A 23,253-nucleotide genomic window follows, 5' to 3' on the forward strand; every position below is an offset into this window, starting at 1 on the left:
GCTACGAATTATTTGGAAGAAGTGAACTCAGCAAAAATCTCTGCACCGGTTCTATTTTTGGTTTTGTTTGAAAAATCATAATAGCTTGGCTTCTCCTCGATAAAAACTTGATGATCAAAAACCAAACCCGCATCATTATCAAACAGCCCTACTGGTACCATATGCAACTGCCCTTCTTTTATCCGATAAAAAAGATGGCTACCGCAGTGTTTACAAAAACCTCGCTCCGCCCATTCCGAAGAGTCATACACAGAAATATTGGCCACATTGTCGAAGCTGACATTAGTACCGCAGTCAACTTCCAGATAGGGCCCACCACCCCACTTTCTGCACATATTACAATGGCAGGCACCAACACTATGCCCCAAACCCGTCGCAGTGAAGGTTACCGCTCCGCACAAACAACTCCCCGAACTTTGAAATACATCTGACATACATCCTCCCATCAAAATCTGTCGAAATTATTTTCGAGTTATTCTAAATGATTCATTAATAAAAACGAAAGCAAGACTAGCACAAAAATGATAAGAATCTATCGTTAACTTTTTATTGAGTTAGAGGAACTGTGTGATTGTACTGATCGCCTAATAATTTATTTTGCGCAACTCATTCGCAGACAGTATTTTTAATTTAGCACTTCACGCCAAAAGATAACCCTGTCATGCCCTCGGTATGAACCGAAGTTAATATTCGCTGAAGGTTGCGTTGTATCATCAGCATTATCATTATTCTGGTTCCAATCAAAACGCAGCCAAGGATAATTGGTCATCTGCGCATCAATAACAAACGTTCCAAGATTACCAACACCCGGCGCGGAAAAACTAAGGCCTGCACTACCATTAATAATATTGATATCGCTGTTTCCGGTAGGGTCTTGCGTAAATGTAGCGTTAGTACTACCACCACCAACCGGTACGCTAATTGGATCACCGCTAATCGCGGAACCATTAAAACGAATATCATTTCGCGCCAAACGCGTACAACTATCGTTTCCATTTAAAACAAATTTTGAGCCGTTCCAATATTGAACTTCAAAAGGAACCGTTAATGACGCAGATTCAGGGCCATATGTATCGCGCATATATAAACGCGCGAACAAAACATTTAGCGCGCTTCCTAACGGTACCGCATCACAATTTGTTGCGGCGACACAATCGCCGGTAGAATTTGCGTTCATGGTTAACTGTGAGGCGCTAAAACCCACCGGATCAACGCTAGCCGGATTGCTTTGAATACCCAACTGTAAATTCGCGTGGGGTCCATCCACTTGTTCCGTCGTAGAAAATAAACGACGGAACCCACCGTTATCTGTACCAGCAACAGTTAATTCTCCTTGCACCCATGCACCGGATGGAACCAAGGCTCGAGATGCTAAGTTGGTGCCGTTATTATTATTTTCTGCAACAACAGCAAATGTGTCGACGGGATAACCGAGAGCTGCGTCGTAATTCGTTACAATTTGATTATCAAGATATTCAGCATTAATGAGGTAATTAATATCGACCGGCGCATGAGAAAACCCTTGGTCCGACATGTAAGTAAAATTATCCGCCGAACAACCATTGTCAACACTACTGCTCATCAAACGTAATTGTCGCGGATAAAAACGACCAACGTTTCCGGATGTTGGACTAGTAAGATTTCCTGATCCCAAATAATCGCCACCAACAATACTGGCATTGATTGTTATCGTTCCTACCTCCAACCAGCTGACGGCGTTATTAACGAACTCGCCGGCGGTTCCGCTACCGACAAAACTATTCGCATTTTCTAGCGGCGGATTATTTCCACCGGCGGGCATCACCAAGGCAATCGAGTTCAACAACAAACCTTCACTGACAATTTCATTGCCAAAGTTAGGCGTTAAACCACCAAGGGCATTTCGAACTTGAACAACAACATTAAACGCTTCACCTGCAGGAATAAATCCATCGCCACTGACTGTTGTGCCTGGGTTCGCAACAGCAGTATTGGATTCAATTGTCGTAATCGCCAAACTTGCAGGGCGCACGGTGCTAACTTCACTAATACCATCAAGCGTTACTGCCGGATCTGGACCAGAAGCCGGTATCGTTAATTCTGCGTGCAAGCGAATATTGCCAACATCGCGATAATTAACTGTAAAAGGCGCTTCACCTTCAGCATCAAAAACAAGAGTAACCGCTTGAAAATCGACAACACTATTTAGATTATTTTCCTCAATCGCTGTGCCATTAATAGTGAGATCACGATTGTTAATGCAGGTCGTAGGGTTGACGCATTCATATGCCATATCGACACTGCGAGCGCCGGCAACGCGCGCTTGGCAGGCACCCGTATTGGTATTCGTTTCAATGGCACGCACAATCATTTGCGGTGAATTACTTCCCGACGTCAATGGCGTGGGAATAGGATCAGGAGTCCCATTTAAATCAAGGTCGTCCGCATTGCCATCGCCGTTCAAGTCCGCGTAAAAACGTAAACCTTGATCAGCAAAACTCAAGGGTAAATCTTCAGAGCCACCATCATCAAGATCCGTTAGTGTGCCTGAAATGGTTTCGAGCACGTCGATATCAATATCCGCTACGGAAGTATTGGCCAAAGCAAGTACAACTTCTGTCTCACCTCCAGAAAATTGGTAAGTCGCTTGTCCCGCGCCAGGTCCAACACTAAAGTTCGCGGGAGTCCCCGTTACCAATGCCCAAGTTGCATCGCTCGCCATCCATCCCGGCGTCGCTGATGTCGCACTCACTTGAATATTGGCTGTAGTCGCCACCGAGGCGTGCAAAATATCGTGAGGGGATATAGTAATACTAGCTGCTTCACACGTGACTGAACCGCCTCCATGAGAAATCCCAAAATGCGTTACTCCCTCGAAACTCGCCTCGAAAGCTTCAGAAAAAACAAAGACACTCGCGGATTCAGAGGTGTGGGCACGCTCAGTATCGTTCGCCCTATCTTCGTCTATGGTCAAGCCCACAAAAGAGTTTTGTAAATTACAGCGGCGAACCCAACCGCCATTGCTACCGTCACGACGAATCTGTGCGGCGACGACGATAGGTGCTGTGTAGATATCTGCGAAGTTAGTTGTGTAACAGCCGTTGTCCCAACCCAAAATATCATCGGCGCTACGAAACATTTCATAATCAATAATATTCATGTTATCGGCAGTTAGTTGTTCATTGGAGTTGTGCTGCACAGAAAAATAAGCAATCGTTTCTGCTTGTGTGACGCTGCCAGAAATGGCTTCTGCTCGATCAAGTGCGACATCAATTCGCGTCGAGGTTAAATTTCTTGCTGCTGTTACCAACCAAGGAACGGAAACATTATTAGGATCAAGAGCGGGCTCGTTGTTGGTCGTTTGAATCTGTAATAACACCGCTGGTGCGGACGAATATATTCGAGAAAAATTGATAGTATCCCAACCCGTTGATCCACCAACACCGGTTTGCACTCTATCGGTGTCAATACTACCGACTTCAAATACATCGCCATTTGGCAACGTGTGCTCACCCGGTTCAATTGCTATGTAGTCGACTGTTGTTTCTGGTGCAGCTCCTGCTTCACCGCTTGGACGAACCGAGGTAATTTCAAAACCATTAATAGTCACATTGCGAATGCGAACGGTATTCGGCGCCGAATCTTGGTCGGTAGGCAAAGTAAAGATATGAGGCGTAGTAGTAAAAGGATTGGGGAAACTTACTGTTGTCCATTGAGTATTAAATCCTCCTGCACCAACAATGGAGTTGCTTCCCGCCTCCATGTGATTGCCGTTCCGCGTGCCGTGAAAAGCAGCTGAAATTGCTAGCAGACCAACCCGTTCAGTAGTGTGACTTCTTTCGCTGTCTGCAGCACGATCTTCATCAATGGTCATTCCAACACTTGAAGTACTGATAGCACAGCGTCTTACCCAGCCACCATCACCGCCGTCGCGAGTATTCTGACTGGCAACGACTAAAGGTATCGCCGAGAAACTCGAAGGGTAATTACTATTACGACAATTATTACTCCAGCCCTGAATATTATCTGCGGTGCGCAAGGACTTTATTGTTTCGCCACCAATGCTGAGTTCTTCTCCCGACTCCATCGCTAAGTAGCCGATTGTTTCACTCACTACCGTGCCATCATTAGTTTCTGCGCGCTCTAAGGATATTTGCATGGAATTAGAACTCACACTTCGCATCGCTACTTCGAGCCAAGGTGAGGCAAGCACGCCAGCATCTAGTCCTGCTTGACTGTTGATTGTTTGAACTTGAGCTACTACAACAGGGGTCGAATTAAATGAGTTATTGGGGAAATTAATCGTATCCCAGCTCGTACCGCTTAATCGTTTGCCTTGATAGCTCGCGGTGGAATGAGTGGCAACCACAACTCTTACACCACCAGGAAAATTATACGTTCCTGTTTCAGCCGCGAAATAATCGAACTGCATCGCTGACGTTTGGCCATCTTCACCTTGTGGCTCGACTACACCCACCTCAAAACCCGTGGTGGTAACATTGCGAATTCGAAGACTTGCGGGGTCGGCATTAGTATCGGTAGGCAATACGAATACCACCGGAGTGGATGGAAATACTTGTTGAAACGTTACGCTTGTCCAAACCGCGCCACCGCCTATAGGGGTGTTAATGGTAACTTGATCGACCTTCATCGTTATCGAAAAAGTTGAAGCCGAAAAAGCACAAAATAATAACGTCAAAAAAATGACGTTTATGTAACGCTTCAGGGGTAGATTACTTTTGTAATTAGTCAGAAACATGAGCCTTTGCCATTTTTTTGCTTTATGCAAAAGAACACTTCAAGTCGTAAAAGTATGATGGAAAAAAGAGTATTTTCCATTAAAAGAAGTCGCAAAGGAGTCACTCGTGGAGCCAACGGAAGCTCTATCCGGGAGACATAGATTTATAGGAAATAAAAGGCTATGAAGGAAGGGAAATTCAGCCAGTTTTTCTTGAAAAACCAAGCGCTAGGTATTCCAAAAAAATGACGGTTTAGTTCAAAAACTCAACACACGCGCTAAGAATTTGTCTATTTCATTGTTCACAACATCGGGCGACTCCAAAGCAGCAAGATGCCCGACCCTAGGCAACACGTGAAACACGGAATGTGGGATAACATCGGCCATCCGTTTGGTCTCTACGACACTAAAAGTTCGATCCTCTTCACCGGCAATAAGCAATACCGGCTTACGTATATTTTTTAACAAGGCATGCTGATCTGTACGGCGAGGAACCACACTTTCAATTGCCCAGCTCACGGATTGAGGATCAACTTTGCTTATGGTTTCCCGAATTTGGTTTATCACATCAGGCTTTTTTAACTCCGTCGTCTTACCCGCAAAAGCTTTCACGGATTGTTCAATTAAGGACTGAGGATAAACGTCCGAATTGCGAAGCAATTTAATAGTTTCAGAATAAGCACGTTTTTGGGAATCACTCGCCACAGAAGCCGTGCAGTTCATTAATATTGCAGCACGAATTTGTTGAGGAAAGAGCGCCGTAAACACCCCGCCCATCATGCCGCCCCAGGAATTACCCAGCAAAACACATTCGCTTATTTTTAATGCTTGTAGGATCTCCGATAAGCAGTGGGCACACTCTTCAAGTGTAAACACCGTATTCAAACGGTCACTTAAACCCTGCCCCGGCGGATCAATAAGAATTACCTGAAAGGAACTTGAAAAATGTTTTGCTTGCCCCGCCCACATAAGCCCGGTCATCAACAAACTCGGCCAACACACCATCGCTGGGCCTTGACCACTAATGCGGATATTTATATTCCCTAGACTGGTTTCAACGATTGTAGATTTCAAATGAAGAGAACTCTTTTTAAAATTCTAGATACTCCGCAAACAGTAACTTGATAGCCGTTGAAAACTTAAAGAATGTTTTCTTTAAGAATTTGCGAAGTAAGCCCACGACAATATCAACGCGATAAACAGCGTCATGCTGATCAACTGCCAAAACAATAAAGGGTTTTGAGCTAAGATCGGTACTTGAACGTTATCTTTATATTTTGTATTTCGCGTGGTCAACTCGTATATAAATTCTGAAACATCACCATAGCGTCGATTGGGATCGAACCGCAAAGCTTTCTTTATCGCCCCATCTATCCAAACGGGAACTAAGGGATTAATTTCATAAGTCGGAATATATTTAGTCTTCAAATATGCCTTATCGGTACGACAGTGTGCTAACTTACCCTCAAAAGGTTGCTTGCCCGTTAGCATTTCAAAAACAATAACAGCTAATGAAAAAATGTCGGCCTGCGTTGACACCTCTCTATGCAACACCATCTCCGGTGCCGAATAGCTAGCGGTACCTAAAATAATATCTCGCTCAATCGGTGTATCAATTTCTTTAATCCCCTGTACTGAACAGGAACCAAAATCGATAATTTTTACTTCGCCATTGTTATCAATCAAAATATTACCAGGCTTAATATCCTGATGAAGTATTTCGCGGCGATGGAAGGCACGAATTCCCTTGGCAATTTGTTCAATGATATAGATCGCGTCTTGAACTGAGGGTTTTGGATTCTCTTTAATCCACTGCTCTAAGGTAACCCCCTCGATATACTCCGTCAGGTAGTACAAAAATGTTCGTTGTTTGCCAGGGTTCAACACTTTCACAACATAAGGACTTTGAATCCGGCTGCCGATCCAACTCTCCAATACAAACCGCTCAATATAAGCAGGATCATCGTCAAAATTTACCGACGGTGTCTTCATACAATAATGTTTGCCAGTATTAATTTCTTCGACGACATACAATTGACTGCGCCGACTCGCGTGTATTTCGCGAAGTACTCTATAACCGTTTAAAATCAGGCCTTTTTTTAACGGCGGTGGAAATTGCAACTCGGTAAGTTTTTCGTAAACTTCATTGGCATCTTGGGCAGGGAGTGAGTCGACTCGTAAAATCTGGCAACTTAAATTGTCCTCACTACCATTCGCCAGCGCTTTCTGAATTAATGATTCGCAACATTTTTCAAATTCATCACTTCGATGTGCTGCAACAATATCGACAATCGACTCATCACTCACGAAATCATGAATGCCATCGGTCGACAACAAAAATAGATCGCCATTCTCAATAGGAACGGTTTTAAAATCGACATCCAGACGAACATCAAGACCCATCGCTCGAGTTAGATAAGTTTTTTCTGAATTAATTCTCGTCGCATGATCTCGAGTGAGCTGCTCCAACTCTCCATTTCTCAAACGGTAGATGCGTGAATCACCGACATGAAATAAGTACGCCGTCGTTGATTTAAAAACCACACAACTAAAAGTACTCACGTAACCGCGCTGGGCATTTATATAGTGCTGCCCTTTACTATACAACCAGCGATTTAGTGCATTAAGCACCTGAGAGGTGGACTCTTTAACTCCCCAAGAGTCCGGCGTGGAATAGTAATCTGATAGAAAATTAGTAACGCAAGTTTGACTCGCTTCCTTTCCCGCTTCTGCGGCGGAGACACCATCCGCTATCACCGCTACGGCACCTTTGTTATCTAACAGCATGCCTTTCGGAATACGAATCCCAATTGCGTCTTCATTTTCCTTCTTTTTGCCGGCGATGGAAGATTGGCCGATAGAAAAAGCCAAATTTCCCGCGAGGTGCCAGTCGGTCATGGATTTGAAAGCCGTCGCTGAATGATAAACACAATGTCACGATCCGTTAATTATTATTAGCTCACTACGATTACTAAATTAGAGTTCGCTCACGCCCTCATGCTCATCGGAAAGCGTGCCTAATAGAGCAAACAATAAATTATAAATTTTTAGCTAGGCACTTCAACGCTATGAAAAGGTGGCTCGTTGTAAACATAGGCTAGCTGCATGGCATCAAGCATCGACCAAAGCACATCCAGTTTGAATTGCAAAATACCAAGCGCCTGCTCTTGTTGTTCACGGGTTTTAAAATAATCTAAGGTGACGGCCAGACCTTGCTCAACATCTCGACGCGCTTCACTAAGGCGCTGCCGAAAATACTGATATCCTTTTTCTTCTATCCAAGGATAATGCTGCGGCCAAGTATCTAAACGATTTTGATGAATTTCTGGTGCAAATAATTCGGTCAGCGAAGAGCAAGCAGCTTCCTGCCAACACGCCCGTCTCGCAAAATTTACGTAAGCATCACACGCAAAACGTACGCCGGGTAACACATGCTCTTCTGACAAAATTTCTTCACGACTCAAGCCGACGGATTCTCCCAGACGCAACCATGCTTCAATGCCCCCTTCACTGCCTTCAAAACCATCATGATCGAGAATACGTTGCACCCACTGGCGGCGAACATCACGTTCATGACAATTGGCAAGTATCGCAGCATCTTTAATCGGAATACTGGTTTGATAATAAAATCGATTCGCCACCCAACCCTGGATCTGCTCTTTACTACTCTTACCCGTATTCATTGCCACTTGAAAAGGGTGATGAATATGATAAAAACGGCCTTTATCGTGTAGGGCCTGACGAAATTCTTCTTTACTCCAAGGGGTTTGGCTCATATCTTTCTCTACTAAATTTTTCGAGTCTAAGGTAATCCCAATCGACAATCATTCAAGTTCTTTCGCTTGGATTAACTTAGCATTGCGAGTATTTCGAAATACAATTTTTTCTTTATCGACTTCATTCTCAGCTTGCGCAAGCGCTTCTTCAATAATGTGATGTTGCGGAGACAAACTACACACGGGATCAGCCGCGCGAACATCGCCGGTTAGCAAATAAGCCTGACAACGACAACCACCGAGATCAAGCTCTCGCTCCGGACATTCGCGACAAGGCGCTTGCATCCAATCGGTGCCGCGAAAAGCGTTAAATAATTCTGAGTCATTCCAAATACTACCGAGGTCATGATCGCGTACAGAGGGAAATTCTAGATCAGGAATTACTTTCGCGCTTTGACAAGGTAGCACTTCACCATTCGGTGTTACCGTCATAAAGGTCGTTCCCCAACCATTACTGCACTTCTTAGGTCGATCATCGTAATAATCTGGCGCGACAAAAAATACTTGGGTTTTACCTTGGTGTTGTTGGCGAAATTCTTCCGTCGCTTGCTTTGCCTCGTGCAATTGTTCTTGCGTAGGCATAAGAAGATCACGATTATGCAAAGCCCAAGCGTAATATTGGCAGTTTGCTAACTCAACAAACTCTGCATCTAAAGATTCTGCTAATAATAAAAAATCTTTTACTTGATGAATATTGTGGCGATGTAATACAAAATTTAATCCCAAAGCAATATCCGTTTTAATTACCGCTTTGCACATAGCCAGCTTGTGATCAAAACTATCGGTGGCGCCGTATTTTAAATTGGTTTCACGGTCACTACCCTGAAAACTGATTTGCATATGATCTAAACCAGTCTCCTTAAAAGCAACAACTTTTTCCTCATCCAAACCAACCGCCGAGGTGATTAAATTACAATAAAAACCTAAAGCCTTTGCTTCTTTTAGTAATTCCAACAAATCGGGTCTTACCAAGGGTTCACCACCCGAAAAACCCAATTGCACAGCACCTAAGCTACGTGCTTGCTTTAAAACACGCAGCCATTCCTCTGTCGTTAATTCATTTTTTCGGGAGCTAGATAACTCTAAGGGATTGGAACAATACGGACATTGCAAAGGGCAGGCATAAGTCAACTCAGCCAGCAACCACATCGGAATATGGGAATTAGTCGACTTCATTTTAGCGTTTACTTTCTGTGATCCAATCTTGTTGTTGGGCATCGGCGAGGAATTCTTTGACATCTTGAGCGATGCCTTCGGCATCAGGAAAGGTTTGTTGTAGCTCTTCAATCAGTTGTTGTAATGTTGTTGCTTTTACACAGCGTTGAATAATTTCTGCTGCGCTTCCGCCAAGTTTAATAAGACCTTCTGGGTATAAAAGCACATGACACTGTTGTGCTTCTTCCCACTGAAACTGAAAACGAGGGTTTATACTAAAACGACTGGTCTCAAGATCAAAATTGGCCATTAATTTTTTCACTCCACGAACAAAAGAAATTTATATTTCTATTTCCATTCCATCATAGGAAACTTCAATCCCCTCTTGAACTAGTTGCGCTCTTTCGTCGGACTCTTCGTTCAATATTGGATTGGTGTTATTGATATGGATAAGTACTTTACGAGGTTTTTGCAAAGGACGTAACACCTCCATCATACCGCCAGGACCTGATTGTGGAAGATGCCCCATGTCTGCGGCTTTTTTGGTTCCCAAACCCACGACCTCCATTTCGTCTTCACGCCAAAATGTTCCATCTACTAATAAACAATCGGCATCTTCCATTAATGCCCGAGTCGCATCCGATATATGACCGAGGCCCGGCGCGTAAAATAAATTTTTGCCGCTACGTTTATCCGTCACTTTTACGCCAATATTATCGCCAGGATGAGCGTCATGACGATGAGGAGAATACGGCGGCGCTTTGCCGTCAACCGCAATCGCGGTAAATTCTAAATCATTAATATTTTCAATAGTAAAACTCGAACCATCGAGAGGAATAGCATGGCGATTCACCCCACCATTCCAATGCTTGAGCATATTAAATAAGGGGAAGCCCGTCGTTAAATCTTCATAGACCATATCGCTGCAATAAACTTCATGAGGACAACCCTCTCTCAGCATTAACAAACCGGTGGTGTGATCAACCTGACTATCGATATATACGATGGCTTTGATCGCCGTGTCTCGTACTTGTCTGCCAGGCTGGATCGCGGGAAACGCGGCAAGTTGCGCTAACAAATCGGGAGAAGTATTAAATAGAACCCAGTTTTCTCCATCACTGCTTACCGCAATCGATGATTGGGTTCGTGCTGAAGTCTTCATTGTATTACTGCGTAGGCCATAGCAATTGGGGCAATTACAATTCCACTGAGGAAATCCGCCGCCTGCTGCTGAACCAAGAATATGGATATACATAGCTGCTCTTTTTTTATGTGCGTTTTTTAAAAAACTTCTGTCTTATACGATTGTTGTTTTATATGACTGTGATTTTCTGAAAGATAGGTGTTAAAACTTTTATTATTCGATGCAAATCTAATTGTGCTAGAACCAAAAAACGCCAGTAACCTGGCGTTTTAAGTCTAATTCGAGAATCTTACTAAAGTGTAAAACTTCGAGATAGTCGTGCCTTTAATTAGTCGTTCTTGAAATACATAGTAATTTCAAAACCAAGGCGGATTTTTTCGTAAGAAGGTTTAGTCCACATATTTATATCTCCTCATCACACTAGCTATTGTTTGATTTTTGCTTGCTATCACTGCCTATTTACTGCTGCTTAGATAACTACCTTGATAGTCCGAAAGTAGTGCAGCGAAAGTACCACGCCCTGGCGGCGATATCTAGCCCCTACAAGACTCCGCAACATTTCGTTACATTCAAGCCTCCAAGGGTGCACTATATGGGTGCATGTTGCTGGCATCATTTTTAATATAAGTGGATATAAAACAATGACTTAACTGTGTACTCGACCTCGAACCATGGAGCTAATAAGCCCTGGAACACACAGCCCAGCGGCCAGCAAAAAACACAGCTGAATAGCTCGATTTAGGGCCTCAAAGTGAGTGCTGCTAATTTGAACAGGACCGAGGACAAAAGCAATACACAAAGCCACCAAAATCATCGAACTAAGCTGGCCCAGGATGCGCATCATCGCAACTGTTGCCGATGCGCTGCCAAAGAATTTGGGCGACACAGCACCCATAATCGCGTTGACGTTTGGTGAGGAAAACAAACTAAACCCAAACCCTGTTAACATCAACGGCAAAATAATAGCCCACAAACTACTACCCTGATCAATTGTACTGAGTAGCAATAAGCTCAGCCCCGTTAAGCCCATACCAAACGAAGCCACGATGCGCGGCTCAAATTTCTCAGCTAAGCGTGCAGCAAAAGGCGAAAATAAAGCCATCACTAAGGGCTGAACCATCATTACCGCTCCTGCCGCACTCGCCGAAAAATTCTGTAAATATTGTAAATATAAGCTCACTAGTACGACGTTCGCATAGGTCGCGCTATAAATAATAAATGCAGCCAAGCAACTGAAACTGAATATTCGATTAGAAAAAAATAATTTTAGATCCCACAGAGGATGAGATTTGCGGAGTGATCGTTTTATAAATAAAGCAAGAATGACTAAACCGGCGACAAAAATAAACAAGGCCCGTAAATCTGGCAGTTGGGAAACCGCAACACAGATAGTTGCGATGCCCAGCGCGTAATAAAATGCTCCTTCAATATCAACGCCTCCCTCTCGATTACCAAACCAGTCTTCTTTGACTTTACAAACTCCAATAATCAGGGCGGCTAAACTCAAGGGAATTTGAATTAAAAAAACTGCACGCCAATTTATCCAATCTAAGGCCAGCCCACCTAAAACTGGTCCGCTCGCTAAACCGATATAAACACAAGTAATCGCCCAAGCGATTGCTCTACCTCGAATCGCTGCAGGCATTACGGAACTAATTAAGGCGACTTGAGTGGAATAATTTAATGCTGCACTGACACCTTGCAAAGATCGGGCGGTAATTAAACTTACGGCATCGACACTAAACGCCGCCAATAGCGAGCTTGCAATAATACAGAAGGTTCCAATCAGAAAAATCTTCTTGCGACCAAAAAGATCAGCGAGTCGACCTGCAACTAATACACACATCGCGCTGGTCATTAAGAAGGCCATCGGAATCCAACTTAAAACAACGGCACTTAGCTGCAAACTGTCGCCAATCACCGGAAGCGCTGCGTTCGACGCTGATAACATCATCGGCGTTGCCAAGGCGTTTAGCAAAACCATGACAAAAACCCAAGAACGGGTGTTAGAGGACAGGCTATTTTGATTCAATTTTATCGTATCGCGTAGAATTAAATTTAGGATTGACCAGATTTTGCTGCGTTATTATTTTATTTTCTGTTCTTTTTCTTTCCATATTTCTCGACAAGAAAATCCGTCATCAAACGTTCATATTCTTGCATCATGTCCATTTCTTCTCGAAATATTTTCGTGTCTGGGTTAAACATTAAACCAACCGCTATACCGCGCATCGCAGTGACATGAGTGCGAATAAGAATATCAACCATTTTATTATCTTCGATCTCAAAATCTCGCAAAAAAGCTTGCTTGCCGAACTCTCGTAACTCCGCCATATAGTCAACCATCGGCCGAAAACCTTTCTTTAACTCCGAATTGTTTCGTGTCGCCATCATGATTTCTATTAGCGCGGTATAGGATGGATGATTAATTATTTTCCAACTGGCTTCCGCTGTATGACTAATACTTTCCCGGCCTGGCTCAAACTGATCGTAAATATCGGAACGGATTTTAGTATGTAGCTTGAGACAGTACTCCGCTACAGCAAGCATCAATTCAGTTTTACTCGGGAAGTGATGTTGCGCCGCACCCTTACTAAACCCTGCTCTTTCCGCAACTAATTTTATTGACGTACCTTCATAGCCAAAGGCATAAATATTATCGATAGCCGCATTGATAATTTTTTCTTTCGCTTCTGCAGTGCGTTCTGCATTGGTACGGGATTTTCTTTGGTTTGGTGGTTTGTCAGGCAGTTTATTTTTACTGTTCGCCAACACAGTTTTGTTATCGGAGTCAGCCATGCGAAGTGGTATACCCTATAAATAAATACGACAGAACCCTAGGAGTATATCGTCCCCGCGTTAAAAAATGCCAGCCAAAATATCGCTGATACTATTTTCTAGGAAAATAAAGTAACCAAAAGTATGACCAATCTCCACTCTCGCGCCATTCTTTTTGATTGGCAAAACCAAACAAACAGAATACAATCCGACCGGATTGTTTTTAACCAAACAGAACTTTTTCCCATAATACTAAGTTCCCCCTCGCTGGCTAAACACCTTTTAATTACAGCAATAGGCGATAAATCAAATCAATGCCAAGTGCCTGTAAAAGTGTTAATAAAAGAGAAAAAAATGAAACCAACTCAAAGAACAGAAATAAGCTCAAAAAAATATTTATTTTTATCGGCGATATGTATTGCACTACTTACTGCCGTTGTCGGTTCAACGATGGCTCAAGATATTGCTCCCCTTCCACCCCGTACCCAAGTTGAAAAAACCTGGACGGACCACTTCTGGACGGGACCTGACGGCACTAAATTTCATTATGTTGAACAAGGCAGCGGCACACCGATGATCTTGATTCACGGCCTAACATCTTCCGCCACCAACAATTGGTTTAGTACTGGCATTGGACAGAAATTAGCAAAAACCAATCGTGTTATCGCTATCGATATGCGCGGCCACGGTGAGACTGGCCCAAGTCCCGAAGACAGTGACGGTACAATGATTCAAGACATCATCGACTTTATGGATTACCTAAAAATTGAAAAAGCACACATTGGCGGCTATTCGATGGGTGGTGCGACGACATCGGGCTTATTAAAAATCGCGCCAGAAAGATTTATTACTGCTTCAGTTATGGGGATTGGTATTAAAGAAACTGAAGAGTGGCGGGACATCGCACCAAAAGATCCAGTACCCGCGCGAGTAACTGACGCTGAAAATGACCGACCTCGCGTGGATTTAACACTGAACCGCAGCGGCACTCCGCGCGGAGCACCCAAAGGCGCGCCTGAAGCGAATCCCGAAGTTGATTTAACGACGATTAAATTTCCGGTACTCGCCTTAAACGGTGGGAACGATAGACCAATTAGCAAAACTCATCGCATGTGGCGAGAACTGATTGATTTTACTTACGTTGTGATTCCGGGCCGGAACCACATAGAAGCCTGTCGCGATCCCTTATTTGGAGATGCTTTGGTTCGCTTTATTACTTCCAACAATCCTTAGCACAATTAAGAAAATTAGTTATCTGGCTTATAGTGGTATCAAAAAAAACGGCTAAATAAATAGCCGTTTTTTTATTGCTACAAATCAATTGGTAGCAAAACAATAGTAGTAACCATTGCCACCAGTACCTACTAAGGCTTCTTGACTGCAACCTCGTGTACCGTGAGCTGAATTCCAAGAAGTTGGATTCGCTCCGCCACCCGTTCGATCATGGTGTCCGGCTTGCGCGGTACCCTCTCCATTGCTGGTCCAGTTTGAACAAGTATGATTTTTGCCATCATCGAACGCTGTACCATCAAGATTGGAACCCGTAAGAATATCGTGTTGATTAGGAGAATCACCACGGCCATTGACCATTGTCCCTTTCTCTGTCAAAGAATTTTCCTTACCTAGTTTCGTGCTTTCACTGTGTAGATCATTGATGTCCTTCGCAACCATTACACCTTTAGCGTTATACCAAGGTCCACTACCAATTCGATCTCTGGCGTTGATTGCTGCTTTGCCATCGTCAGTTTGAGTACTTAGATAAGCTCGCCAGGTTTTATCCCCAGCACCTACTGCGGATGCCAATGATTGGCAGTGTTGATCAGCTCCCTCTAAACCGCCTAGGTTAGCGCCATCGCCCGAACCAACACTGACGATAAAAAAGCTGAACTTACTATCCTGTGCGACGACAACTGCACCGCCAACGATTAATGCCAAAGCAGCTGAAATTATTGTTATTTTTTTCATATCTCTCCTTCTTAGTTTTATTTATTGTTAAAGCCAGTTTGCTTGACCACCATCAGTGTTTTTCGTTCCCCGATTGAAACGAATTACAGTCGAGATTCATGCTGATCGAGAAAACGTTGCCTAATGTACCACTTTGCGAGACAAGGCCTGATAAATAGACAGACAATAAACTGCAGCTATTCCTAAACCTATGGCAAACAATCGATCTTCGGGAAACAAAAACCACAGGGCGAGTACCAAAACAGTACGTAAAATCGCGTGAATCAAACCCAGGGGATGCTGAATAAGCCAAGAATATATAACCCAATGTAAACCGAGGCCTATGCCCAAACTCAAGGGTAGAAAAGCCGGGACATAAATAAATAGAGGAATATGAACTGCCCACAACAAGTTCACCATCAGTACACTCATGCCCATCAGTCTCGCCAAGGGGTTTTCTCTCGACAAAACCGATTCACTGCGCAAACGTGCGATAAGCAGCGCAATTGGAAATATAGCGCCTGAGGCAAAAAGTAAAATCACTAAACCAAGTCGTTCATTTACTTGCGTAGAAATAATTGCAACGACTAACCAAACAATCGCGCCCGCAAGCGGCATCGAAATTGAACGATTGGTGGCTCGCTCAAAATCCTTTCTGTAATCCTCTAATGTCAGGCTCATAGATTTATTTCATTTCTACACTTGAGTTCGGCTGGCTTACAAACTTCAAACCATCATGTTTTCGAGTTTTCTTACCATTCAACATAGTACCTATAAAACTATAGCGAATTAATAGATCGTAAATAATAATTGAGACAAGAAACACCACTGCCGTGCTAATTAAAAATTTTATCAACACCGGGATATTTAACTCCACCAAGTAAACTTGCACATACAGCAACATGGGTACGTGAACCAGATAGATCCAGTAAGATGCGTCGGAAATGTAACGCATCAACCGACTTTCTTTATTCAGCAACTTCTTACCAAAATACAAAAAGATTATCGCGAGATAAAAACTTAAATAAACCTCCAAAGTAACCAGTAGTAGGCGATCAAAACTAAAGGCCCAGCCGACTGTCGGCGACATCAGCTCAGGTGAAAAGCCCTGGGACAAATCCGGTAAGGAAACGAGTGTCAAAAAAATCGGAAATGCAACAACACAAAACAGGCTCATTTTCCAAATATGTTTTTTCATCATATCCAGATACCCTTGGTGATGTAAAAAATGCCAACCAAAGAAGAAAAACAATCCGTAATATCCATATGACCAGAGCTGCGGAGTGAAATACTCCGGCGACGGTACAGGTACACTCACTGAATACAAGCCAGGCAATAAAAATAATGGAAGGTAGAACAAGTGCCAACCAGAGCTAAAAATGTTTGTCATAAATCTAGTGAGAAAGCTTAGATTTAGCTTAGTCAATAAGGCTGCTAATAAGCAAAAATACATTAAGTTGTACAAAAACCATAAATGCGCGGTCGATGGAGGGGTGGATTCAGCTTCAGGATTGTTCATCACTTGCAACATAAACTTCGCCACTGGTGACAAACTTTCTTCAGGCAAATAATTCGCCATAAAATTAAACACCAGAAGAAAAGAAATCATTACCAACGGATAAAAAACCAAGAACGGCAGCAAGATGCGGATAGCACGGTTTTTCAAGAAAGCTTTAACGCCCCGCTTTTGAATCAGGAAATTAGCAAAAAATCCTGCCACAAAAAAGAACAGTGCCATTCTAAATAAATGTGAAAATATGAAAAAAATACTTAAGGAATCGGAGCTCTTAACGTCGGTCAAGAACCAGATGTTTTGGGCACCGGTACTATAAGTTACAGCAGCGTGAAAAAAGACTCCCGTCAGCATCGCCAAGGCGCGTACCTGATCGAGATAGTGAATACGCTGATTCATAAGGTCGGACGTTAATTCTGTTTTTTCGGTTATTGCCTTTTCCATAATAGCTTTTCCCCCAGAATATCCCCTGTGTCCATCATTCCTTATGTTTACTGACTTAATGACGCCCGAAATTGGCATAGCCAATGCGAGCCTATATTACTCGTTAGGGAATGAAAGAAATGTTAATTTTTTGAATACTGGATTTATTATAATTATAAATTCACCGGCCTACGCCGTCCCTGAACATTAATATATAAAGCAAGGAACTGCAATAACACAGCCGTTCATCTTAGAAAAGAGGACAGCAAAACAACCGAGGTCGCAACACTACGGTCCTTGCGAGGCGCGACCGCGATACCTTCTTCTACCCAAGGTACAATTGCGGCCAAGAGATCGTGCTCAGCGTCTATTGCCGGCGAATTAACATTAATCTCGGCAGGATCAATACCCATCTCATTTAAAAACGTTTTTATCTTCGCTGTACTGCCATCGATGGGGTTATAAAGTGACTCTAGGTCACTACTGGCGGTGGTAAATTGAATGGGCCAAATAACTATATCCGCACTGTATTCTCGCTCCGACAACCCCTTTACCATGGCACTTCTGTCAAACTGTTTAAACGTTATCGCCGCGTCAGCGAGAAAATATCCCAAGCCTATGAAACCCAAGAACATAAAAATACCGAGAATAAAAACGCTCACTTTACTATTTTGTTGCTTGCTAATGTCCTTTTAATTTACGCCTTTATTCTCGTTTAACCAGGCATATCAAAATCTAATATTGCTCAAGAACTACTTAGCGGCGATCGGGAACTGAGGAAGTTTCTGTATATCTCGCGCATCATGTTGAATGATAACGGTAGCATTTAAATTTTTTGCAATATTCTTAAACCGGTCAAATGAAGCCAAGGTGTCCGCCCTATCGGTATTAAATGTTGGCACCCCATTGCTAGAATAATTCTCGTGAAAATGCGCTAGATCACCAGAGATCAGAACGTTACCCATCGTTTTTAATTTCACTAATAAACTATGGTGGCCGGGTGTATGTCCAGGCGTATTGAGCATGATCACAGTGCCATCTCCAAAAACATCTTTGTCCACAGGAACCGCTTCGACTTTCCCACCACCAGATATCCAGTGCGCGAACGGTGCAGGGTTTGCCATACGATTTGGCGAAGCACCAGTTAGCACATCCCAATCACCCTTCCCTATTAACAAAGTAGATTGCGGCAACAAAGGTGCCTGGCCAACGTGATCGCCGTGATAATGACTAATACCAAGATACTTAACCTGCTCTGGTTTAATTTTCAGCTCTGCTAACAAACCGACAAGGTTTGTCTTCGGCGCTCTTGCATCACCGTTGTCAGGCTGCCCCGCATCCCAAATCATGTATTCATCGCCGTGTTGAATCAAATAACAGCTATAGGTAAGTTGAACTTTTTTGTCGTGATAAGCGTGGGTATCGGAAAACCGAGTGACATCTGAAGGTTGCGACGCGGTGCCGCAATCTAGTCGAGTCAGGGACACTTCGGCGTCGGTTTGTGCGAAAGCACCTGAAACAAATATGGCAACCGCTACCATTGTTATAATACGGATCATAATTCACTCCTAGTTTTTTAAAGATTAGTGTTTATTAATTTCGAGCAAGCTTTGTCGTTGCTTGAAAATCCAAATCAACAAATATCTTCACCCGTCGCAGCGTAGTAGACCGCACAAACGTGTACGATAGTGAGGTCTGCGTAATTCTTCCACCTTCGCATTATCCAGGGTGAAAAATGAAGTATGCTCTGGTACTTTGTGCCGCCAAAAAATAATGATAAAACGAACAACGTTCGATATAAATATGTTTTTAATTCTCTGATGCAAGTGTTTCTCGATAGACAAAATCACTTGCTATCATTTTTTCATTTTCGAATCCTCTAGGTGCAACCTCTGTCACGTTGCGTCAAAAGGTTTAGCAAAGGTAAAGGCTATTTGGCTTGGTCCATTATGATTTAGATGAGAAAGTTTTTCTTTGCCCTCTTCCGGCGTCGGAATATGTCCGCGAGGAATCCACCACAAGACCTGATGAGACTCCGCGATTTTATCAAACCAAGCATCCCGGTGTTGAATAAGTTCTACGTGAGCGCTTCGATATACATAGTTTTTAAGTGAAGTAATATCTTCCCAAACACTCATATTGACAAGGAGCAGAGGATTATCAAATACACGAATAGCCGTCGAATCACCAGCGTCAGATTTAAGCCGCCAAACAAAGCCTGGGGACTTATCCGCCAAGGCGTTAATTTCTTCTAGACGTGAAACAAACCCAGACATCTCCTTCGTATCCATCTCCGCTTTCGCTTGCGCGATATTTATTTGGGCTAACTGATATTGGCTCACGAAAAAATACTCCTAGATAAGCTTATGAACGAACAATTATTTTGTCGTTTCCGGGCGCAGAAAATACGCCCAAATCTCCCTACATAAATTATTTATAAATATTAATCTCCGTTAAAGCAAGGAGACTGGTAGATTCAAAACCTATAACAAATTTTTTCCGTCATAATGTCTAATTTTGAGACTAGAAATATCGATATTATCAACACAAGCCAGATTAACTTTGCATTGGCTACCTGTGTAAAAAACGTAAACACCACAAACGCTACAAAACTTATGCTCGACTACTTTATCAGCAAACAAATAGCAATTTATTTTTTCCAGACCCTCGTCGATACGGAAATGATTGGGATCTATTCTTTGCGAATGAACAATATTAATTTTCGAACAATAAGAGCAGTTACAGCGAGTTCCTTCTGTAATGGATTCAGGCACATCGAAAGAAAACTGTACCGCACAACAATGACATCGGCCTTGATAGGAAATCATTTTACCTCACCTAAGGCTGATTTTTGTCGAGTGTATTGCCATCAAAGTGACGCAAAAAATGTTCTCTCAGTGCCAAACACCTACAATAGCCCCCATAATGGTAAAGCCAACTGTATGGTAACCCGCGTTAATCAAAAATAACTTCAGCGATCGTTGCTCGAAAAGATCATTAATGCCAAAAGCCATTGCTACCCAACCAAAACCTGCGAGAAACCCATAAAAAGCTCCGGTACCGAGTGTGCTTTCGGCCCCGAGGAACATAGCCAAATTAAATGCAATGACCAAGCTGGCGACAAACGCTAAGGAAAAAGTTCTTAGCATATTTGCGTTCTGGGCTTTTTCTTCGGTGATACCTGTTTCCTTCATCCACGCGTTGCCAAATAAAACTTTTGAATACCACAAACCACCCAGGACAAAGCTAGATATTGCCGCGACTAGAATAGCAATAATGTTCAATTGTGAAAAATCCATAACTCCCCCTATTAAGTTGATAGTAAATAAAACAGTTTTGAAATTTGAGATTACGCGACTTACATACCCGAATTTTCGCTATATTACTTGCGCTTGCGTCAGATCTCTATACTCTGAGCTATTTTAAGCGTTGTCATTTATCAAGATAGCTAACTTAATCACGCACGATTATTAGGATATAGATAAATGACTTTACCGCTGAGAGTTCGCTATCAAACCATTGAGTTTGGCAACATCGACATCCATCTCTGTACACTCCGTGACAAACAACAATTTAGTGACCGGGAAGGAATCGCTCAAAAGCTAGGCATAAGCTCCGCGTTATGGCCTATTTTCGGAACTATTTGGCCTTCTAGCATGGTGTTGGCCCACTACATTTCCCGTTACCAAACGGAAGGAAAAAGAATACTAGAGGTGGGCTGCGGCATGGGATTATCTAGTTTGCTACTCAACAAACAACAAGCTGATATAACAGCCACAGATTACCATCCAGAAGCCGAGTTTTTTTTGCAGCGAAATACCAAACTCAATAACGATAAACTAATCGCATTTGAGTGCGTTAATTGGATCGACAGCACAGACAACCTTAAGCGTTTTGATTTAATCATTGGCAGCGATCTTCTTTATGAAGATGAACATGCCCAACAACTGGCCAACTTTATTAACAATCACGCGAAACCAAATTGTGAAGTTATTATCGTCGATCCCGGCCGAGGGAGAAAAAACAAACTCCGCTCACAAATGGAAAAGTACGGGTATTCAAGCACTCAATTTAAACCCATGCACACTGACTACCTTATCGACGCATTCAAAGGACATATCTTAAAATTTTCCAGAAAAAAATAAATTTTCTGATTCTCCTTATCTCTGCCTTCAAGTAGGAATACAATCGTCACGATTATTTTCTAATTAGTTAATTTTATTCTGAAAACAAAGTAAACGACCTTACGTGTTATACAGCTCGAAATTTAATTCTTATCTGACCCCACTTATTTTGATCTGACCCCACTTATTTCGCGTATTACGGGAGGTCCTGTGCAAGTCGAAAACCTAGAGTGTTGCGTGGTAAAAATACGTCCATGAACAAAAATCGGAAAGCGATGCGTATGTCCTGTCTGTGGTACCACCAGCAGCCTCCGCGCGCGACGCGACGGGTACATACTCCATCATTTGTTTCTTCCCACGCCTCTCCGTTAACAGGTGCGCCCTCGTAATTTTCGTGCGCGCAGTCTTGTGTCCATTCCCTGAGATTCCCGTGCATGTCATATAAACCGAAGTCATTCGCCTGGAAGCTGCCAACCGGAGCTGTATACACATAACCATCTTCGCAGTCGATTTTTTCACTCCATGTAAGTCCGTTAGGTAAAGGAGTCAGGTCACCGCCATTTCCATACTGGCACAGAGAGTCAACATCTCCTCCAAAGCTGTACGTCGTATTGCTACCGGCCCTTGCTGCGTATTCCCATTCCGCTTCTGTTGGCAAACGAAATGGTGGCTCACCTGCACTCAGCCGTGTGTCGTTGAGCCACTTGATATAGGACTGTACGTCCTGCCAACTCACACACATTACCGGGTGAGCATCGCTGCCCTGTTCAAGGCCGTAAAGCTCCGCGTTACGCCAGTTCTGGTTAGCGGTTCCACCCCATGAAGAGACACCACCTTCCCGCACGGCTAAAGTGGTGCAACCCGTGCCCGGGTCCTGTTCAGCCTGAGTGCGGTAGCCTGTTTCCGCAACGAAGGACCCGAACTGGCCGCGCGTGACTTCATATTTACCCATTGCAAAGGGCCTCAGGTGCACCTGGTGTTGCGGACCTTCACTCTCACTCCGTCCCTCTTCGGAAGCAGGGCTACCCATGAGAAAACTACCAGCTGGCACAACGACCATTTCCGGACAGTTGTCGCAGGTTCTGTATGGCTTCTCAACCTCCTGTGCCGAGAGGTTAAATGTGAAACAGGCTGTTATATAGAAAGTAAGAAGAATTGAACTATTTTTGTTTTGCATGAGCTTCCCTTTTTCTTTTTTATATCAAAATTCGAAATTTCCGATTTGGGTTGTGGGCAAAACACCTCGAAATTTTATTCTTATCTGACCCCACTTATTACCACTTATTATTGCCATCGTTTTGATCTCGCATCCCAAAAATTGCTCTCTGCCTGGCCTTGATATGCGATTTTTTGATGCGCGTGTTTAGGTATTAATTTTTAACTGAAGCTGGATGTGGCATCTTCATGTAAACGCCACCTTGTTTAAGTTCATTCAACATCTGGTTTAGCCGCTTTTGTTTGGTTGAATGCTGTTTTGCTTGATTAATCCAGCCAATGTAATCGTTCTGTTGATAAGCTGGCCGCGCAAGGTAATCTTGCAATAGCGCATGATCTTCTAATGCCACTTTTACAAAAGAAGGAATCGGATGCCGGTCTCGCTGCAGTTTTGAGAAGTCTGTAGACATTGATCTAACCTCGACTTATTCGTATAGCGCTTGGATTAACGGCGAAAAAAGCGC

23 protein-coding genes are annotated in these 23,253 nt (G+C 43.2%); 2 read left to right on the plus strand and 21 right to left on the minus strand.

Annotated elements, in window-relative coordinates; genetic code table 11:
* Window positions 1–8: 8 nt before the first annotated feature.
* From ACYUCY_RS08085 to ACYUCY_RS08135, 11 genes are all read right to left on the minus strand, one after another.
* Entirely contained in the window at window positions 9–434 is a 426-nt protein-coding gene (locus tag ACYUCY_RS08085; RefSeq protein WP_460225959.1) for a GFA family protein, read from the minus strand.
* A 191-nt stretch (window positions 435–625) separates the two neighbouring features.
* Complete coding sequence (locus tag ACYUCY_RS08090; RefSeq protein WP_460225960.1) at window positions 626–4,630, minus strand: DUF6701 domain-containing protein; 4,005 nt, start codon at window positions 4,628–4,630, stop codon at window positions 626–628.
* 345 nt (window positions 4,631–4,975) lie between these two features.
* Window positions 4,976–5,791, minus strand: coding sequence for an alpha/beta fold hydrolase (locus ACYUCY_RS08095; protein WP_460225961.1), 816 nt, complete (start codon window positions 5,789–5,791; stop codon window positions 4,976–4,978).
* 81 nt (window positions 5,792–5,872) lie between these two features.
* Window positions 5,873–7,615, minus strand: a complete 1,743-nt coding sequence (locus ACYUCY_RS08100; protein ID WP_460225962.1) for a protein kinase domain-containing protein — start codon at window positions 7,613–7,615, stop codon at window positions 5,873–5,875.
* A gap of 149 nt (window positions 7,616–7,764) precedes the next feature.
* Complete coding sequence (pqqC, locus tag ACYUCY_RS08105; RefSeq protein ID WP_460225963.1) at window positions 7,765–8,493, minus strand: pyrroloquinoline-quinone synthase PqqC; 729 nt, start codon at window positions 8,491–8,493, stop codon at window positions 7,765–7,767.
* Window positions 8,494–8,541: 48 nt separating this feature from the next.
* A complete protein-coding gene (pqqE, locus tag ACYUCY_RS08110; RefSeq protein ID WP_460225964.1) occupies window positions 8,542–9,669 on the minus strand; it encodes a pyrroloquinoline quinone biosynthesis protein PqqE in 1,128 nt (375 codons plus the stop codon).
* Between the two features lies 1 nt (window position 9,670).
* On the minus strand, window positions 9,671–9,958 hold the full coding sequence (gene pqqD, locus ACYUCY_RS08115; RefSeq protein WP_460225965.1) for a pyrroloquinoline quinone biosynthesis peptide chaperone PqqD: 288 nt from the start codon (window positions 9,956–9,958) through the stop codon (window positions 9,671–9,673).
* A gap of 30 nt (window positions 9,959–9,988) precedes the next feature.
* A complete protein-coding gene (gene pqqB, locus ACYUCY_RS08120; protein ID WP_460225966.1) occupies window positions 9,989–10,903 on the minus strand; it encodes a pyrroloquinoline quinone biosynthesis protein PqqB in 915 nt (304 codons plus the stop codon).
* A 217-nt stretch (window positions 10,904–11,120) separates the two neighbouring features.
* Window positions 11,121–11,192, minus strand: a complete 72-nt coding sequence (gene pqqA / locus ACYUCY_RS08125; protein WP_460226229.1) for a pyrroloquinoline quinone precursor peptide PqqA — start codon at window positions 11,190–11,192, stop codon at window positions 11,121–11,123.
* A gap of 246 nt (window positions 11,193–11,438) precedes the next feature.
* A complete protein-coding gene (locus ACYUCY_RS08130; RefSeq protein WP_460225967.1) occupies window positions 11,439–12,776 on the minus strand; it encodes an MFS transporter in 1,338 nt (445 codons plus the stop codon).
* Between the two features lie 107 nt (window positions 12,777–12,883).
* Window positions 12,884–13,591 (minus strand): TetR/AcrR family transcriptional regulator, encoded by a 708-nt coding sequence (locus ACYUCY_RS08135; protein WP_460225968.1) that lies wholly within the window; start codon window positions 13,589–13,591, stop codon window positions 12,884–12,886.
* A gap of 333 nt (window positions 13,592–13,924) precedes the next feature.
* On the opposite strand from ACYUCY_RS08135, the gene ACYUCY_RS08140 reads away from it, so the two are divergent.
* Window positions 13,925–14,803, plus strand: coding sequence for an alpha/beta fold hydrolase (locus ACYUCY_RS08140; RefSeq protein ID WP_460225969.1), 879 nt, complete (start codon window positions 13,925–13,927; stop codon window positions 14,801–14,803).
* Between the two features lie 84 nt (window positions 14,804–14,887).
* Here ACYUCY_RS08140 and ACYUCY_RS08145 read toward each other — a convergent pair whose 3' ends face one another.
* The 8 genes from ACYUCY_RS08145 to ACYUCY_RS08180 form a co-directional block, all read right to left on the minus strand.
* Window positions 14,888–15,535 carry a hypothetical protein gene (locus ACYUCY_RS08145; protein ID WP_460225970.1) on the minus strand — a complete coding sequence of 216 codons (648 nt, stop codon included), beginning with the start codon at window positions 15,533–15,535 and terminating at the stop codon, window positions 14,888–14,890.
* Between the two features lie 120 nt (window positions 15,536–15,655).
* A complete protein-coding gene (locus tag ACYUCY_RS08150; RefSeq protein ID WP_460225971.1) occupies window positions 15,656–16,195 on the minus strand; it encodes a DUF7010 family protein in 540 nt (179 codons plus the stop codon).
* 4 nt (window positions 16,196–16,199) lie between these two features.
* Window positions 16,200–17,549 (minus strand): acyltransferase family protein, encoded by a 1,350-nt coding sequence (locus tag ACYUCY_RS08155; RefSeq protein WP_460225972.1) that lies wholly within the window; start codon window positions 17,547–17,549, stop codon window positions 16,200–16,202.
* A gap of 146 nt (window positions 17,550–17,695) precedes the next feature.
* Window positions 17,696–18,112: a hypothetical protein gene (locus ACYUCY_RS08160; protein WP_460225973.1), complete on the minus strand. Its 417-nt coding sequence runs from the start codon at window positions 18,110–18,112 to the stop codon at window positions 17,696–17,698.
* Window positions 18,113–18,202: 90 nt separating this feature from the next.
* Window positions 18,203–19,009 (minus strand): N-acyl homoserine lactonase family protein, encoded by an 807-nt coding sequence (locus ACYUCY_RS08165; RefSeq protein WP_460225974.1) that lies wholly within the window; start codon window positions 19,007–19,009, stop codon window positions 18,203–18,205.
* Window positions 19,010–19,345: 336 nt separating this feature from the next.
* Complete coding sequence (locus ACYUCY_RS08170; RefSeq protein ID WP_460225975.1) at window positions 19,346–19,792, minus strand: DUF3291 domain-containing protein; 447 nt, start codon at window positions 19,790–19,792, stop codon at window positions 19,346–19,348.
* Between the two features lie 141 nt (window positions 19,793–19,933).
* On the minus strand, window positions 19,934–20,278 hold the full coding sequence (locus ACYUCY_RS08175) for a GFA family protein (protein ID WP_460225976.1): 345 nt from the start codon (window positions 20,276–20,278) through the stop codon (window positions 19,934–19,936).
* A 66-nt stretch (window positions 20,279–20,344) separates the two neighbouring features.
* A complete protein-coding gene (locus tag ACYUCY_RS08180) occupies window positions 20,345–20,749 on the minus strand; it encodes a DUF1761 domain-containing protein (RefSeq protein WP_460225977.1) in 405 nt (134 codons plus the stop codon).
* Window positions 20,750–20,935: 186 nt separating this feature from the next.
* On the opposite strand from ACYUCY_RS08180, the gene ACYUCY_RS08185 reads away from it, so the two are divergent.
* Complete coding sequence (locus tag ACYUCY_RS08185; RefSeq protein WP_460225978.1) at window positions 20,936–21,595, plus strand: class I SAM-dependent methyltransferase; 660 nt, start codon at window positions 20,936–20,938, stop codon at window positions 21,593–21,595.
* Window positions 21,596–21,770: 175 nt separating this feature from the next.
* Here ACYUCY_RS08185 and ACYUCY_RS08190 read toward each other — a convergent pair whose 3' ends face one another.
* Entirely contained in the window at window positions 21,771–22,751 is a 981-nt protein-coding gene (locus tag ACYUCY_RS08190) for a formylglycine-generating enzyme family protein (protein ID WP_460225979.1), read from the minus strand.
* A gap of 193 nt (window positions 22,752–22,944) precedes the next feature.
* The gene (locus ACYUCY_RS08195) at window positions 22,945–23,199 is read right to left on the minus strand and encodes a YdeI/OmpD-associated family protein (protein ID WP_460225980.1); all 255 of its coding nucleotides are present in this window, start codon (window positions 23,197–23,199) and stop codon (window positions 22,945–22,947) included.
* Window positions 23,200–23,253: the final 54 nt, after the last annotated feature.

This window comes from Aurantivibrio infirmus (assembly GCF_054767315.1).